Source organism: Clostridium nitrophenolicum (assembly GCF_055391695.1).
Genome location: NZ_AP042469.1, coordinates 1,278,044 through 1,293,306, shown reverse-complemented (window position 1 = coordinate 1,293,306; position 15,263 = coordinate 1,278,044). Strand labels below are relative to the sequence as shown.

Genomic DNA, 15,263 nt, shown 5'->3' with positions numbered 1-15,263 from the left:
TGTGACTGTTCCTTCTTTATACACAGTTATTTTAATTACTTCTCCAATTCGGAAATTCTACCCCATCATTTGCCTCTACAAAATCACATATAGCATTTGCAATTTTATCTATTTGGTCATAGTCTAAAATGTCTGGAGTATCTGTAGGCTTATTAGCTAATTTTTCTATATTTTCTTGCACTATAAAAATATTAGGTATGCCTTCAGCTTGAAAACTGAAATGGTCACTTCCACCTTGTACTTTGGAGTCTGCAAAGCTAATATTATTCTTTTTAAAGGTAGACTCTACAGCGTCATATAGTTTCTCAGATAACCTGCTTTCATTATGCAGAGCAAGGTTTTTCCCTACATTTTTAGCTCCTATACAATCAATGTTAATGTTGTATAAGCTACTACTATATAAGTGCTTAGATTTGATGTCCTGTACAAAGGCTCGACTTCCTTCCATAAATTCTTCTTCTCCATTAAAGGCACATAGAACTATATCCATATTAAAAGGTTTATCCTTTGATTTTTCTTTTAATATATGTGCTATCTCTACCAAAGCTGATATACCAGAAGCATTATCTAATGCTCCTCTATTAATCTTTCCATTAACATATCCTAAATGATCAAAATGAGCTGATATTATTACTGCCTTTTTACTATCCTTACCTCTTATAACCCCAACAATATTGTTGACGGTCTTAGTTTTAGCATTCTTTTCATCACCTCGATAAGTGCTAGCAATCTTTTGAGAATACTTTTCATAATAGCTATTCCCAAATAGAGGATTTAGTCCTATATCTTTAAAAATTTTAGCAATATACTCTCCAGCTTTTTCGTTTCCCTTTGAACCAGTTAGCCTTCCCTGAAATTCATCTGAGCATAAGGTGTTCACAATTTCTTTAGTATTCGGAATTTTTACAGGAGTTTGAACCTGTGTTGATTGGGCTACTTGTCCATCACCTTGAGTAGATTGCTTAATGATTGAAGTATAAGAACAGAACGTAAAAGTTATAGTTATAGCACAGATAGCACCTAATTTTAATATATTTTTAATAGTAATCCCCCCAATAGTTTTATATCTACAATTCTTTATATGCTTATTCAAATTGTCCGATTATTATTCTATAAGGGTTTCTTACTCTTACGACGCAGTTTTAAAATATAACGTACTATATTATGATTTCATGTTCAATGCTTTGTTGATAGTTTCTTGAATAATAGGACTACAACATTTACCTAAAGGATTATTAATTTCGCACTTTCCATTCTTCATTGCTCCTGTAAGTCTAACAATGTCCTTAATATCTTTTGCTCCCTCATTAAGGACTGCATTAATAATTTGTTCTTCCGTTACTTGGTTGCAGTAACATATATATTTAGGATTAGCGTCTTTTTTATACCAAATAGGAATTTTCATATCTTGTTTTTTAAATATTACATTCCCACCTAAATCATAATAAACAACATCACAATCTTCATTTAAACAAATACGATAATTAACCTCACTCACTTTGTTTACAAGGCTATCAATTATAAAATTCCTAACAGTTATTCCTTTTACTTCTTTAGTATCTCCGTTACATACAGGGCATACATAAAGTTCCTCTGCTGAACCAACAGAATTTTCTTTACTTGCTCAACAAGACATCTTTATATCTTTGTTTTTCATCTTTTACACCTCCAAAATTAAGCTATTAGGATATAATATTCTTAAAGCATGTCCCACTTTTTCAATGAAAAATTAATTGATATAACATTTGAATCCTATAAGGCTCACTATATATATAATATAATATTAATGCTATTACTATAAAACAAAAGATACTGATATATATAATGTTATTTCTTCGATTATTAGCAATATTTTTTGGATTAACAGAAAGTGAAAATATAAAATATCCTAAGATTCCTGTTGAAATTAGTCGTATACACCATTTAGTGTTTAGATATCCATATCCATGAACATTTATTATTGACCATATTATCCATAGTACCCAGCATACCGCAAAAGCTAAAGCTGCCAACCCCCTATACATACTACTATTATCTAAGTTAGCAGAATTCTTTACCCCTGTTTCTAAAAAATATTTAATATTATTTGATGTTACTTCATGTCCAAACCTATTACTATAATATTCATCTTTTATTTTTTCAGGATAAATGTACTTTATCTCTCCAGGGAATAACTCATCATGTTTACTACTATCGAAGTCTTTTGGTAATTCTTTTATGGCAAAATAAGTAAGCTTATTATTTTTTTCATCTTTAAAGAGTTCTTTTAAATACTTATCAACACCTGTAATTCCTTCATTAGCTAATTTATTCTCTGCTGTTTCAATTTGAGAATCCATAATATCAAGACTTTTCATAGAGGCTTTATGTACAAAAAATGATGTTATAAATAATATGCCAGATATCACTAATAAAACTAATGATGCTATTAATGTTTTTTGAGCAAATAATTTTTGAAACTTTAGTACCTGATTTAATTCCTTTCTTATCTGAAACTCTTCTCCAAATCTTTCTATAGCAATTCTGACGCTTTCCTCTTCAGTAACTCCATTTTCTTGAAGCTCCCTTACAGTTTCTATTAAATGACTTCTCATTTCTTGTTTTAAATCTTCTGCTTCTTTAGAGGAATCACTTGCACCTCTATATATAGAATCTAGGTATCTATCTATTCTATCCATTTTTTTTCTCCCCCAAAAATTTATCTATTATACTCTTAAAAAATTGCCATTCTTTTTGTGAGTTCTCTAAATATTTTTTGCCTTTATCAGTTATATGATGATATTTTCGCCTTCCCCCGCCGCTTATTGAGTCGTCCCAATATGACTCTACAAGTCCATTGTTTTCAAGCCTTTTTAATACTACATACATTGTTCCTTCTTTAATTTCAAAGGTTTCTTGACTTGTGTTTCTTATCTTTTTGGCAATATCATATCCGTATAAATCTTCATCTTCTAATAGGCTTAATATTATACTTTCAATGTATCCTTTTATCATCTCTTTGTTTATTTCCAAATATTATCACCTCCAACAACATGATAGCATAAACTACTCTATAGTGTAAAGTAGTTTATGCTATCGCATTGTTAAACAAAAAACATAGAGTTAATTCAATGTGCAAATTTAGTCACATTCCCAATGCTCACCCAAGATTCCTCCGACACTGGTGCGGAAAATGGTGCAATACCTCATTAGATTCCCCGGTCTCAATTTAGTACTAATAGAACGGTTCTAATCATATTTTATAAAAGAAAAGAATATGAAGGAGTGTAAAGTTATTTGTTAAAAAAAGTTAAAGTTAGTTTACGGCCCATTGTTAGTAAGGTAAATATGCCTACTGTTTTGAAAACAGCTATACTTCCTGGTGACTCAATGGAAAGATTATTTATTGCAACCCAGGTAGGGGAGATCTTTTACATTGGAAACGGAGTTGTAAGAACTTTCTTAGATATTCGCCCACGAGTCTTAAAACTAGGTTTTTCTGGTGGTAAATATGATGAACGGGGATTGATAGGACTAGCGTTTCATCCCCAATTTTATTATAACGGTTTGTTTTATCTTCATTATTCAGTAGCTGGAACACAAGGTCCAGGTGCTCTTCCTAGTTCAGAAGTTTCAAGACAACTTCCTGAATTTTTTAAACCTAATCCCTGTGACCCCAGTACCTTAAACCAAAAGTGGATTAATAGAGAAATTAAATATGATCATATTGATACAGTTGAAGAATGGATTTTACAATCGAATGGTCAATCTCAAAAACGGCGTACATTACTTAATTTAAGAAGACCATTTTTTAATCATAATGGTATTAATAGCTTAAACTTTTCACCTGAAACAGGAAAACTTGTTTTAACAACCGGAGATGGAGGATCAGGCTATGATCCATTTAATTCAAGCCAGAATGATATGGAAATCGCCGGTAAAATAATTGAAATTGATGTAACTAAGAATACATTTATCAATAATCCACCGGTAGTCACACGTTTTAATGAACTTCCCGTACCTATTCAGGAGACGCTTACGGTAATTGCCAAAGGAGTTCGCAACATAACTGGAATTTCATTCCAAAGGTTTTATAATCAGTATATCAAATATGTTGGAATTGTCGGACAGGATCTGGTAGAGTCAATTTTTTCATTCGTTAATTATAAACCAATACCGGTTACTCAGCTTATTCAAGCTTATTTAATGAAATCTGAATCTGACCAAGAAGGATTTATTAACTTTGGCTGGCGAGGGTGGGAAGGTGCTTTTCCAACTTCGATTATAAGGAGCTGCTCTACAAATCCTACTTTAGATGAGAAAATAATTGCTTATTACAATGATGCAGTAAAAACTTCAACACAGCGTATTCCGCCTCTAACTAGTTATTTTCATAAAGATCCTAGGCCGGATAAGTTCGGAGCAACTGCACTTACGGGAGTCCAGGCATATATGGGGAATGGAATTCCCGGTTTAACTGGAAGCGTTGTGTTTACTGATTTTGCCCGTGATGAAGGATCTAAACCTCCTATTAGAGGGGTTTTAGCTTATACCAGGGCAAGAACAGATTGTAAACTAAATGATTTTAGTGTTATTGAAACCGATTATAATTTTGGATCTCAATCAGCTTATTATACTAGTTTAGGAACAAATCTGAATCAAACCAGACTATATTTAGGGGTTTATGGCTCTATGAATGTGACTGATTTTAACCAAGGTACTGTTTTTGAAATTGTTCCATGATTCATAACTATAAAATATATATGCATAAACAATTATCTGGAACATTGTGACCGGTGAAACTACTGGTTTCCTTCCTCTATCGGAATAAGCGCTGTAAACTTTACTAAAATCCATCTCCTTAACTATATTGCGCAGCAATCTCACAGAATCATACTGTGGAATAAAAACTCCAACATCAAAGTTCATTTTTAATTGTAATTTATTTAATTCTTTGGTATAGTGTTTTTGTGTAATATTTAGGATTAGCATACTAATATTATACCGATGACTGGTTCGTAGAGCCAGTCATTTGCTTTTTTTAGGGCATATAAAAGAGCTGCTGCAAAATTTCATTTTGCAACAGCTCCTTTAAATAATTTTTAATATCTAATTCTACACAAACTAGATTATAAATTAAATTTTAACTCTTTCTTTGTTAACTATATCTTTAGCAAGGCTATGAGCATTATTATAAATACGATCTGCATTAATAGTAAGAAGAACTCCATCCTTACATATTACTTTCCCGTTAACTATAGTCATTTTTGTAAAGCTAGAATTTCCAAGACATACTAGAGAAACTAGGGGGTCATGGCAACCTGCAAATTCAACTTTATTTAAATCAAAAAGAATTATATCAGCAGCTTTATCAATATCAAGTCTACCAGTGTCAGGTCTGCCAAGTACATCTGCACCGCCTCTAGTTGCTACCTTTAATATTTCATAAGCATTTAAACCATCAACACCGTATTTCAAGTGATTTAATAAATAAGCTCTTCTGACTTCTTCCCACATATTAGAACCATCATTGCTAGCACTTCCATCAACAGCAATACTTAAATTTCCTTTTTTTGATTTTACAATATCAGTAGTTCTGCAAATGCCACTGTTAAGCTTCATATTTGATGATGGACAGTGTGCTATACCAGAACCCTTAAGATTATTTATTTCTCTATCATTTAAAAATATTCCGTGGGCAAACCAAACATCATTACCAACCCATTCTAAATCTTCCATAAGCTCAAAAGGTCTTCTCCCATATTTTTCGATACAGAAATTTTCTTCATCTAAAGTTTCCGCAAGGTGAGTATGCATCATAACATTTAATTTTCTTGCTAAATCTTTTGTCTCAAGCATTAAACTTCTAGTGACTGAAAAAGGAGAACAAGGTGCAAAGGCTATTCTAGTCATTGCAAAATCATTGACATCATGATATTTACTAACTAGTCTGTGACAATCTTCTAATATTTTACTTTCACTTTGAACAACTGACATTGGAGGCAAACCACCTTGTTCTCTACCCAAAGACATAGAACCGCGAGTTGCATGAAATCTTATTCCAATTTCTTTAGCCGCTCTAATTTGGTCATCGATTAAAGTATGCGGTTGATTCTCTGGGAAAACATAGTGATGGTCAGAAGTAAGCGTGCATCCAGTTCTTAAAAGTTCGCTAAAACCAACCATAGCTCCATAATATACAGCTTTAGGAGTTATGTTTTTCCAAAACTCATAAAGCCCTATAAGCCAAGGAAATAGAGGTTTTTCTTGAACTTCCTTAATTCCTCTAAATAAAGTTTGGTATAAATGGTGATGTGTGTTAACAAAGCCTGGAAGAGCAATTAAGCCACTGCAATCAAGAACTTCTGTGTCTTCAGGAATAGAAAAGTTTTCTCCAATTGCAATAATTTTCGAACCTTCAATGAGGATGCTACAATTTTCAAATATTTCATCCCTATCATTAAAGGTATAGATAGAATTGATGTTTTTTAAAAGCAACGTTTTCAATCTCATGAACCTCCTAAAATAATTTGAGTATTTTAAGTGGTTAACTCGACACTAAATTCTTAATTAGTAAAATTAAGAATATACTAATAATATACTATAAAACGAAAATTTTTCAATATCAAATTTTATTATAATAAGTATTTCTATTTTCTAACACCGTATTGTTCAATTATCCAAGAGCCTTGTTTATATTTTCAATTTAAATTATTACATTGCATTTTAAGAAAATTATAATCTTCTTTAGTTACATCTAGCTTACCAATTACAGACCTTATATCCTTTATACTATATGAATGAGTAATGCATATTTTAGCTACATCCTCCCAGCCTTGATTACTACAATATTTAAATCCTTCAATTTAATAAATATAAAGTAGTAGTATTTAATCATTATTCTCTGAGTATTTCATAATCCTTTCTTTTAAAAATACGTTAAATTCATTATATTCATCCTCAGATAGATTTCTATTAAAACTCATAATCTTTAATTTATGACCTTTATACTCTTTTCTATATGGTGGATGAATATGTTCAAATTCTTGTAACTTAAATCCTAAGTTAGAATAAAAGTTTAATCTTTTAATTGATATATCATCTACTGGTGGGTCTATTTCTAAAATTATAGTTCCATTATTCTCACAAAAATCTTTTAAAATTCTAGAACCATAGCTTTTCCCTCTTAAACTAGGAGATATCGCTAAGTGTTCAATGTATTTACATTTATCTAAATCCCAATATAATAATATTCCAACTAATTCATTATTTTCATAAACAGCCATGAAATTATATTTATCATCTTTTAAGACATCTATTTGATTTTTTATAATTCTTTGCTCAAATATAGGAAAACTTACTTTATATATATTCATTACATCATCAAAATAATTATTATCATTAGAATTTATTCTTACAAACTCCATCTCTATTTCCTCCTAAAATTTTATATTAATGGTCAATTCTATTTCTGTTAGCAACCATAACTCCTACAAGTGGATGTAACCTGTGTACTTCAACTGTAAAATCAAAATTCGAGAAACAATTCATTTATTAGATACTTAGCATAATAAGAATATTACGAACTTAATATCTTTTTAATTTTCTCTCTTACTTCTATCGGTAAATTACCCTTTAATGCTCTTTCTAATAAAAGTGGTTTCTTAATTCCATTCAATAGCAGGTAACTTTCTATTATCTTTACTTTTGCTTCTCTATTAGGGATTAATTGATAAATTACATACCAATCCTCCAATGATGTGAAAGGAATATTTACTCCGTTAATCCTTTTAAATTCTGAAATTGAGTTGTGATCAAAAGTGTATTCAAATACTCCATTAATATGATTGACTGCGAATCCTGCCATTACATCAACATCAAACCCGTCTATTATATACTCATAGAAGTATTTTGTTGAATAGGTAGCAGTCTTCTCCCATTTTTTCTTCTCGCTAATACTTTTAAGGACTTCATCTGCTTTTTCAATGTCTTTAATATCTATAAAAATATCTATATCATTTGGTTTTTTTATAAGTCCAAATTGATTTAATAATATAGAAGCACCGACTCCCCATACTATATTTGAACTATTAAGTTTTCCACCGATATAACTTAAAGTATTAAACATTATATATATATCACCTCTTATTCACCTTATCTTATTGTTGTGACGCAAAATCTTACTGTTATGATACAAAGCAAATGCTATATAGTATCATATATTTAATGATATCTTAAATATAAATCCAACATTAAAGCATAAATAACTTACAACAATTATTGAAATAGCTATTCCAATAATACTTGTATATTTACCAAATTCATTACTATTTGTTTTCTCTGGATTTATAGTCTCTTTATATAAAAAAAATAATATTAATAAAGTAAAACTTACAATCCCCCCCGATATACTTTTTCTTGCAAATGAAAACATAGTCCCCCAATATGCCCAAGTTAGCACTCCGAAGAAAATATACTTTCCTATAAAATATAATTTATTAATTATATTTAAACTTTCAAACATGAATTTGTTAGTTTTATTATTCATTGAATCCCCTTATTTTACTAATAATATTATAATTGTACCATTATACATATAGATATAAAAGGTAAACCCCTTCGTATTAATTACTATTGAGTCCTTATCTAATTAGCACAATATTAATTGTATTTTCAAGCGGGAGTAAAGAGCGGCTATGCCCCTTGATAATGACTTCTAAGCTTCAGATGGAGTCAAAACTCCATCTGAAGCTTAGAAGTCTGTTTATGTTTTTTACCTCATTTGTACATTTCTTTCGAAATACCTAACAACAGGAACCTAAAAATTTTAAAATTAATATCTTGGTTTTTCTTTTTGAACTATATAGAAATTATCAACACCAATTTTTTTCATAGTATCATTATTTCCTTTCCATTTTTCAGTAACAAGTGCATTATATGTCATAGGATTACAAGGATATTTGGAACATTCAAAACAGAAGTTTACTTTTTCTTTTTTATGACACTCATTTATACTACATTGACAGTTAGGCTTATCGCTAAAACGACACCCTGGACAACTACCCTTTGAAAGATGCTTTAAAACGGCTAAAAATTTTTCATAATGATTAAATGCGGGCACAAAATCCTTTGTTTTTTCAGCCATCTTCTCAAAGTTTACTAAGTTCTCATCAAGTTCTTTGCTTAATAGTACTATTTTGCTATTTTCATAATATGCACACCTTGAGCAGTCAATCCCGCAAGGGGCTAAATCCTTTACAGCTTGTTCATAGTTATTCATAACAATTCCTCCTCTTATAATATAAAAATATTTCCTTTCACTTATATAGATGCAATAAAAAGAGGAAAGTCACGTTTTATAAAAAATTTTATCTAAACATACATCTCATTTTCTAAATCTGTTTCTAATAATGCAAATACAAGCTCATCATTCCACTTTCCGTCAACAAGTCTTGCTTCACGCATATATCCAATTTCCCACTCCTTTGTTTTTTCCCAATTACAGATTAAGGAAACAGTACCGATCATGTTACCTTTATCATCGCAAACAATGTATTTTATTGCTCCACATTCAGGCAATATCTTTGCTTTTTCAACAAACCATTTGCAGGCTTCAATAACATTATCCTTTTTGGGAATACCCTCCATTTCATACTTTTGATTTTCAGGTCGTGTTTCTAACTTAATAATAAAGTTAAAATCTTCTTCAGTTACTTCACGTAATAACAATCTATCAGTTTCTAAAGCCAACTTCATTCTTAATTCCCCCATCAAATATAAATTTAAACCTAATTACAATTAGATATTCTACAGTTTAGTCCTCTTCCTAAAATATAAATTATGAAAAATTTTGATTGTACTATTTGCTACAAATTGATTTATTCTTTAACTTTTTACCTATTAAATTAATGATGACTTTTAATATATTACCAAACCCTCTTTTTAATAAATTAATATTCACATCATAAAAGTAGTTTGAATTAAGCCAACCTTTTTCCTTCCAAAAATCACAGTCTGCTTGAGAAGTAAAAGTTTTACTTCTTAAACAGTTGAACATAAAAATATCATAAAAGGTAGGCGTAGGTGGTGTATTATCTGCTATAACTTTTATAAAACTTTCTGAAATTTTTTCAATCTTTTCAACATTTATTTCATGATAGTATTTATCATATCCCCATGCTGAACTTTCATTTTTGTTTTCAAAAAACATAGGAGAAATAATACTAATTGCTCCTACTAAATTGCAGCCCCACCCACATACAGTCATTTTGAGATATTTACTAACTTGCTTATGCCCTCCACCACCTGTGGTTACAACTGTTAACGTAGGCTTTCCTATTAATTCTTGACGATGAAACAGATAAGATAGCCTATCAAATATTCGCTTTAGTGGTGCAGGTACTTGATATGCATATACTGGCGACGCAAAAATAATACCATGAGCATTCAAAAGCTTATCCTTAATTTTATGCAAATCATCTTTACAAGGACAAAGTTTTTCACTTTTTTTGAAGCACATATCGCACCCTTTACAATCTTCAATTACATAATCCTTCAAAAATATATACTCAAACTCTACAGTACAGTTTTTTTTAAATTTCTCTTCAATTAACTTACACACATCATGGCTGTCTTTTTTTCGCGGACTTCCCATTAATACAATAACTTTCATTTAATCAATCCTTTCTTTTCGATCATATCCAACGTTGGATATCACTACTATTTTTTTATCCTACCCTGTTAAGGATAGGATAGATAATTATCTTTTTAAAACTTCAATAAGTTGCTCTAATTTATTCTGTGCAGTATCAGGATTATTTAATATTTGATATTTTAGATTTTCTATCTCCTCTGCTCTGTCAGATTCTATATCCTGTGCATCTGAAAAATCAAATTCTGAAATTAATTTAGCTACTTTTTTACTTGCTGTAATGCAATCTTCCATATTGTCAATTAGAGCATTATGCCACTTAATTTGATATTCAAGATTAGATAACATCATTTCGAATGCAATTTTTTCTACCTCCAACGTTTGTTCATTAACTTTAATCTTTTGCCACTTTTCAAGATACTTTTTCTGAACATTCAACTTTTCAATATGTTCTTTTAATTCAGTAAGCATTTCATCTTTATTAAGAACATTTAGCAATGGAAAGATAATGAATTTATCAGATCCAACCTCAGAAATTTGATAATTTAGCTCTTGCTTTACTAAATTTTTTAACTCAACTTTTCCTGCTTCTGTAATGGAATAGACTTTACGAGCCTTAGCTCCGCTCCCTACTTCCTCTGACAATACTATAAGGCCTTTTTTTTCAAGCTTATTTAAAGCATAATAAATCGATCCCGATTGAATTTTTGTCCAATTATCCATATGATTTATTTGTATAAATTTCTGAATTTCATACCCATGTGTAGGTTTAATACTTAGATAGTATAATATTAATACTTTAATAATATAAATCACCCCATATCCAACATTGTATATAAACATTATATATCCAACATTGGTTAACATCAAGCAGCAATTAAGATTTTTTCATCTATAGTTTTTATATCATACAAATAGTCTTCACTATATTCTATAAACGACTAATTAAAATACTTACTTTTATTCTATATGCAAAATCGTAATACAAACTTTTCCAAATAATTAGTTGGAAAGGAAACTGTTTTGTGATATATTTTTATTAATTTTTAAAGAAACTAATGGAGGTGGATAAAATAGAACCAATTGAACCTAGAATTGAAAAAATTTTTTATAGAATCATGTATTAGTATATTAATCACACTAGCTTAGAGATAGTTTCCTGTTATAGGAATTACCCTTAGCCTTCAATTTGCTCATGGTTTTGGAAGGAGATGATGAATTTGTACGAATATCATATTCAGGTGGGTATCAGCCATATAGATGGAGAAAACCTGCTCAAACTTGGTGCGGCGGTCGATATCCTGCAGAATGGCAGTTGGTTTCAAATGGATACCGAAAAAGAAATGATGGAATATTTCAGGCAAAACCAGTTAGGAATGTATCTGGTTTCAAGACAGATAGATATTACTCGTCTCCCAGCTTATGGGGAACGCTTAACCATGAAGGTCTGGATATATAATTGTGAAAAAACATGGGGACATCGAAATACCATACTTTATGATGAAAATGGTAAAGTATGTATGGCTTCTACTTCTATGGGTTCGTTTATCAATTTGAAAACCGGACGTCCAATTCGAATTCCACCGGAAATTATCAATGTTATTACCATCGAGCCGCCTTTTAATATGGAGGTTCTACCCCGAAAAATAGCGGTTCCTGATGGGATTATCATAGAGAAAGAGCCCATTACAGTACAGAATTACCATCTGGACAGTTACCGACATGTGAATAATTCCCGGTATGTGGATATTGCGGCAAGCTGCCTCCCAGATGGCTTTCCAGTTCACCGCGTAAGAATTGAGTACAAAAAACCAGCTATTCAAGGAGATATCCTGACTCCAAGGATAATCCATCTAGACAACAAGGTGTGGGTGTATCTGAAAAAGAATGACGATGTATGTGCTCTAATCGAATTCAGCTAATCTGATTAACATAATTTACCTAGATAACGGCTTCTAAGCTTCAGATATAGCTTGTCTATGACCACTGGGCAAGTCTGCCAGTTAAATGCCATTTAGGCATTTAACCTCCACCTGAAGCCAAGAATCCTGCTTATAAAAATTTTATCTAAACATACATTTTATTTATTGTACTAATGACTTCTTCATACCATTCTTTAGGAGGCTTTTTATCAGGCATGTTTTTATATAAGAAATTTATTTTGCCACGTACTTCATCATTAAAAGTATAATTTGACTTTGTATAATCTAGCTTTGTAATCAATTTATGTTTATTGGAGTTCTTCTGTAAATTATCTCTACTTTTAGAGAACTCAATCCAAGCTTTACAACTGCAAGGATTATTAACATCTAAAAGGTTGCAGTGACCACTAAAGAAGGAATCTAAATTCATACGAGCACGATAGAGAAGTCCTTTTGTTGCACTTTTTGAGATATCAATTATATTTGAAACTTCATCTAAAGATAATCCAAACATATCAATTAGTGAGAAGGCTATTCTCTGATGTAGTGTGAGACGTCTTACCATCGCAAGAAAACAACCATTTTGCAATTCACGAATAGCCTCTTCTACAATTACCTCATCTTCAGGTTTTGGAGGGTTGTCCGCAAATAAATGTCCCTCTTTTTCAAGAAGATTAATATCATCATAAAGTAGTTCACTATAATCTTTATTTTTTCTTTCTTTCATTAGAAAATTATTAAAGCATATTTTTCGGAGCCAAGCTTTAATTGCATTTGGATTCTCCAAGGTCTCAATTTTTTGCCATGCACTAATAAATGTTTCTTGTGCTAAATCTTCTGCAGCAGATGGATGACAAGATAATTTTAGAGCATAGCTGAAAACATAAGTCCCATATGTATTTATAAGCATTTCAATATCCATTAATTCACTTCATTTCTATAATTTTTTATAAATTATATCATAAAAATTTATTATTATGTTAATTTTTATAGTTATTTATGGTACTATTCACTGTAACTGGGATAATATGGACTTTTTATCAAATTAGTAACTTACTAAATTAATTTGAAACTTTTTGTGTTTCTTAAATATCTAATCTATGTAAGAACAATATTGCTGCAGCATTGAAAGAAGGTAGAAAATGTATAACATACAAGAACTTGTTCAGAAAAGTAGAGATGGAGACATTTCTTCATTTATGTCACTTTTAAAAGAAAAGGAAGCGCTAATTTATAATATTTCCTTTTCTTATACAAAGAATTCATATGATGCTGAAGATTGTATATCGGAAGCTTCTATAAAAGCCTTTGACAAATTAAAGCAATTAAGAAAGGAAGAAAAATTTTATTGCTGGTTTATTTCTATACTTATAAATGTATGTAGAAAGAACATAAAAAATAAGATAACTGCCTCCTCCGATAAGGAACTAATTCAAGTTAGAGATGAGTTTTCCTACCAATCCATTGATGACAGGCTTATGGTAGAAGAATTACTTTCTAAACTTAGAAAAGATGAAAGAGATATACTTGCACTTAGATATCTTAAGGATTATTCAACAAAAGAAATTCTAGCAGATGATATGGGAATAGAAGTTATATACGATGTCTCTGATCCTAGATATTCTATAAATAAAGTTACGCTTTGTGACAAAGATAATAAAGAATTCGAAGTCTGGGGGCAAACTCTTCCAGATCCAAATTCAGATAATAAAGAAAAATCCTTCTCTATTACTATAAACAATAGTATTGCAGATTACATTCACAATAATCCGATAACTCTAAAAGTAGATAATCTTTTATATATTGATAATAAAAAATCTGATAATTTTTTTGATAAATTGAATTCTATAATTCACAATAATAATTATAATAACATTAAGGTTGACTGGACTTTAAAAATGCAGGTACCAATGCAGCCGATTAAAGTTATACCTGTAAATAAGGAATATGCACTTGATATAGGTACATTGAAAATTAATTCATTTAAAGTAGGTGTTTTAAAAAGTATTATGGACTACAGTTTTATACCAAAAGATAAAAACATAGAATTTATACATCCTTTATTCTCTGTAAGGTTAGATAAAGAATATTTAATTGACGAAGGTGGGAACGACTCTAGTACAGATGCAGGCTTAGTTGACACTGGTAGTAAAGACAAACTTAACTTAGGAGAAAGAACAGGTTCTCATGGATCACAGAAATTTAAATCAGTATATTATAAAAACCAAAATCAAATAGAAGTAAAACTTATTGGTATACAAGCAAACTATGTTTTTAGTAATTCAAAAATATATAACATAGATAAAAATAAACTCCCAATGGAATTTGATTGTGATGGAGAAAAGTTTAAAGTTACTTCTGTGGAAGAGAAGAATGATTCTACTAAATGGACTATAGAATACTGCAAGATCAATAGAATATTCAGCGAATTTAACTTTATTTTTTCAGGATCAGATAGCAATATCAATAATAGTAAAAATATACAATTTAAGGACCAACCTTCAAGAGATAAAATTTATAATTCATTGGTAAAAAAAGTTCCTAATTTAAAAGCCATCGAAGATCAGTTTGGAAGTTTACAAAATGGAGCTGTCAGTACAAAGGTTACTACAAATTCTAAATCAACAAAATTAATAATAAATAATGCTGTTAAAAATCTCATTTATGATGAAGAGGAAATAATAATACACAAATAGAAAGCTACCAAAAAT

General features: G+C 30.3%; 17 protein-coding genes. 3 read left to right on the top strand and 14 right to left on the bottom strand.

Going from position 1 to position 15,263, the window contains the following annotated elements; all coding sequences use genetic code 11:
- Positions 1-31 precede the first annotated feature (31 nt).
- The 4 genes from ACZ5N4_RS05945 to ACZ5N4_RS05930 all read right to left on the bottom strand — a co-directional run bounded on the left by ACZ5N4_RS05945 (position 32) and on the right by ACZ5N4_RS05930 (position 3,012).
- Entirely contained in the window at positions 32-1,093 is a 1,062-nt protein-coding gene (locus ACZ5N4_RS05945; protein ID WP_464208045.1) for a M28 family metallopeptidase, read from the bottom strand.
- 69 nt (positions 1,094-1,162) lie between these two features.
- Positions 1,163-1,657, bottom strand: a complete 495-nt coding sequence (locus ACZ5N4_RS05940; protein ID WP_464208043.1) for a Csac_0668 family 2Fe-2S cluster-binding (seleno)protein — start codon at positions 1,655-1,657, stop codon at positions 1,163-1,165.
- 61 nt (positions 1,658-1,718) lie between these two features.
- Complete coding sequence (locus tag ACZ5N4_RS05935) at positions 1,719-2,678, bottom strand: permease prefix domain 1-containing protein (RefSeq protein ID WP_464208042.1); 960 nt, start codon at positions 2,676-2,678, stop codon at positions 1,719-1,721.
- Positions 2,671-3,012 carry a PadR family transcriptional regulator gene (locus ACZ5N4_RS05930; RefSeq protein ID WP_211141290.1) on the bottom strand — a complete coding sequence of 114 codons (342 nt, stop codon included), beginning with the start codon at positions 3,010-3,012 and terminating at the stop codon, positions 2,671-2,673. The genes ACZ5N4_RS05935 and ACZ5N4_RS05930 overlap by 8 nt, the downstream gene beginning before the upstream one ends.
- Before the next feature lie 315 nt (positions 3,013-3,327).
- Here ACZ5N4_RS05930 and ACZ5N4_RS05925 point away from each other — a divergent pair, with 315 nt between their 5' ends.
- Positions 3,328-4,722, top strand: coding sequence for a PQQ-dependent sugar dehydrogenase (locus ACZ5N4_RS05925; protein ID WP_464210844.1), 1,395 nt, complete (start codon positions 3,328-3,330; stop codon positions 4,720-4,722).
- On the opposite strand, the gene ACZ5N4_RS05920 is transcribed toward ACZ5N4_RS05925, so the two are convergent.
- From ACZ5N4_RS05920 to ACZ5N4_RS05880, 9 genes are all read right to left on the bottom strand, one after another.
- Positions 4,654-4,908: a transposase gene (locus ACZ5N4_RS05920; RefSeq protein ID WP_464208039.1), complete on the bottom strand. Its 255-nt coding sequence runs from the start codon at positions 4,906-4,908 to the stop codon at positions 4,654-4,656. The two genes, ACZ5N4_RS05925 and ACZ5N4_RS05920, sit on opposite strands and share 69 nt — an antisense overlap.
- Before the next feature lie 207 nt (positions 4,909-5,115).
- Positions 5,116-6,486: an 8-oxoguanine deaminase gene (locus tag ACZ5N4_RS05915; protein WP_464208037.1), complete on the bottom strand. Its 1,371-nt coding sequence runs from the start codon at positions 6,484-6,486 to the stop codon at positions 5,116-5,118.
- 383 nt (positions 6,487-6,869) lie between these two features.
- Positions 6,870-7,406: a GNAT family N-acetyltransferase gene (locus tag ACZ5N4_RS05910; protein WP_464208035.1), complete on the bottom strand. Its 537-nt coding sequence runs from the start codon at positions 7,404-7,406 to the stop codon at positions 6,870-6,872.
- 152 nt (positions 7,407-7,558) lie between these two features.
- A complete protein-coding gene (locus tag ACZ5N4_RS05905; RefSeq protein WP_464208033.1) occupies positions 7,559-8,107 on the bottom strand; it encodes a nucleotidyltransferase in 549 nt (182 codons plus the stop codon).
- An 87-nt stretch (positions 8,108-8,194) separates the two neighbouring features.
- Complete coding sequence (locus tag ACZ5N4_RS05900; protein ID WP_464208031.1) at positions 8,195-8,527, bottom strand: hypothetical protein; 333 nt, start codon at positions 8,525-8,527, stop codon at positions 8,195-8,197.
- A gap of 285 nt (positions 8,528-8,812) precedes the next feature.
- The gene (locus ACZ5N4_RS05895; RefSeq protein WP_464208029.1) at positions 8,813-9,259 is read right to left on the bottom strand and encodes a DUF3795 domain-containing protein; all 447 of its coding nucleotides are present in this window, start codon (positions 9,257-9,259) and stop codon (positions 8,813-8,815) included.
- Between the two features lie 92 nt (positions 9,260-9,351).
- Entirely contained in the window at positions 9,352-9,735 is a 384-nt protein-coding gene (locus ACZ5N4_RS05890; protein ID WP_464208027.1) for a GNAT family N-acetyltransferase, read from the bottom strand.
- 103 nt (positions 9,736-9,838) lie between these two features.
- Complete coding sequence (locus ACZ5N4_RS05885; protein WP_464208025.1) at positions 9,839-10,651, bottom strand: flavodoxin family protein; 813 nt, start codon at positions 10,649-10,651, stop codon at positions 9,839-9,841.
- A gap of 87 nt (positions 10,652-10,738) precedes the next feature.
- Positions 10,739-11,473, bottom strand: a complete 735-nt coding sequence (locus tag ACZ5N4_RS05880; RefSeq protein ID WP_464208023.1) for a PadR family transcriptional regulator — start codon at positions 11,471-11,473, stop codon at positions 10,739-10,741.
- Between the two features lie 377 nt (positions 11,474-11,850).
- Between ACZ5N4_RS05880 and ACZ5N4_RS05875 the strand changes: the two genes are divergently transcribed.
- The gene (locus ACZ5N4_RS05875; RefSeq protein ID WP_464208021.1) at positions 11,851-12,552 is read left to right on the top strand and encodes an acyl-[acyl-carrier-protein] thioesterase; all 702 of its coding nucleotides are present in this window, start codon (positions 11,851-11,853) and stop codon (positions 12,550-12,552) included.
- A gap of 145 nt (positions 12,553-12,697) precedes the next feature.
- Here ACZ5N4_RS05875 and ACZ5N4_RS05870 read toward each other — a convergent pair whose 3' ends face one another.
- Positions 12,698-13,474 carry an RNA polymerase sigma factor gene (locus ACZ5N4_RS05870; protein ID WP_464208019.1) on the bottom strand — a complete coding sequence of 259 codons (777 nt, stop codon included), beginning with the start codon at positions 13,472-13,474 and terminating at the stop codon, positions 12,698-12,700.
- Between the two features lie 220 nt (positions 13,475-13,694).
- Between ACZ5N4_RS05870 and ACZ5N4_RS05865 the strand changes: the two genes are divergently transcribed.
- Positions 13,695-15,248: an RNA polymerase sigma factor gene (locus ACZ5N4_RS05865; RefSeq protein WP_464208017.1), complete on the top strand. Its 1,554-nt coding sequence runs from the start codon at positions 13,695-13,697 to the stop codon at positions 15,246-15,248.
- The last annotated feature ends 15 nt before the right edge of the window (positions 15,249-15,263 follow it).

Bases quoted from the DNA above. Each gene is read 5' to 3' on its own strand.
- ACZ5N4_RS05890 (WP_464208027.1), bottom strand. From the start codon at position 9,735: ATGAAGTTGGCTTTAGAAACTGATAGATTGTTATTACGTGAAGTAACT.
- ACZ5N4_RS05910 (WP_464208035.1), bottom strand. From the start codon at position 7,406: ATGGAGTTTGTAAGAATAAATTCTAATGATAATAATTATTTTGATGAT.
- ACZ5N4_RS05885 (WP_464208025.1), bottom strand. From the start codon at position 10,651: ATGAAAGTTATTGTATTAATGGGAAGTCCGCGAAAAAAAGACAGCCAT.
- ACZ5N4_RS05895 (WP_464208029.1), bottom strand. From the start codon at position 9,259: ATGAATAACTATGAACAAGCTGTAAAGGATTTAGCCCCTTGCGGGATT.
- ACZ5N4_RS05905 (WP_464208033.1), bottom strand. From the start codon at position 8,107: ATGTTTAATACTTTAAGTTATATCGGTGGAAAACTTAATAGTTCAAAT.
- ACZ5N4_RS05880 (WP_464208023.1), bottom strand. From the start codon at position 11,473: ATGTTTATATACAATGTTGGATATGGGGTGATTTATATTATTAAAGTA.
- ACZ5N4_RS05865 (WP_464208017.1), top strand. From the start codon at position 13,695: ATGTATAACATACAAGAACTTGTTCAGAAAAGTAGAGATGGAGACATT.
- ACZ5N4_RS05935 (WP_464208042.1), bottom strand. From the start codon at position 2,678: ATGGATAGAATAGATAGATACCTAGATTCTATATATAGAGGTGCAAGT.
- ACZ5N4_RS05925 (WP_464210844.1), top strand. From the start codon at position 3,328: ATGCCTACTGTTTTGAAAACAGCTATACTTCCTGGTGACTCAATGGAA.
- ACZ5N4_RS05900 (WP_464208031.1), bottom strand. From the start codon at position 8,527: ATGAATAATAAAACTAACAAATTCATGTTTGAAAGTTTAAATATAATT.
- ACZ5N4_RS05920 (WP_464208039.1), bottom strand. From the start codon at position 4,908: ATGAACTTTGATGTTGGAGTTTTTATTCCACAGTATGATTCTGTGAGA.
- ACZ5N4_RS05870 (WP_464208019.1), bottom strand. From the start codon at position 13,474: ATGGATATTGAAATGCTTATAAATACATATGGGACTTATGTTTTCAGC.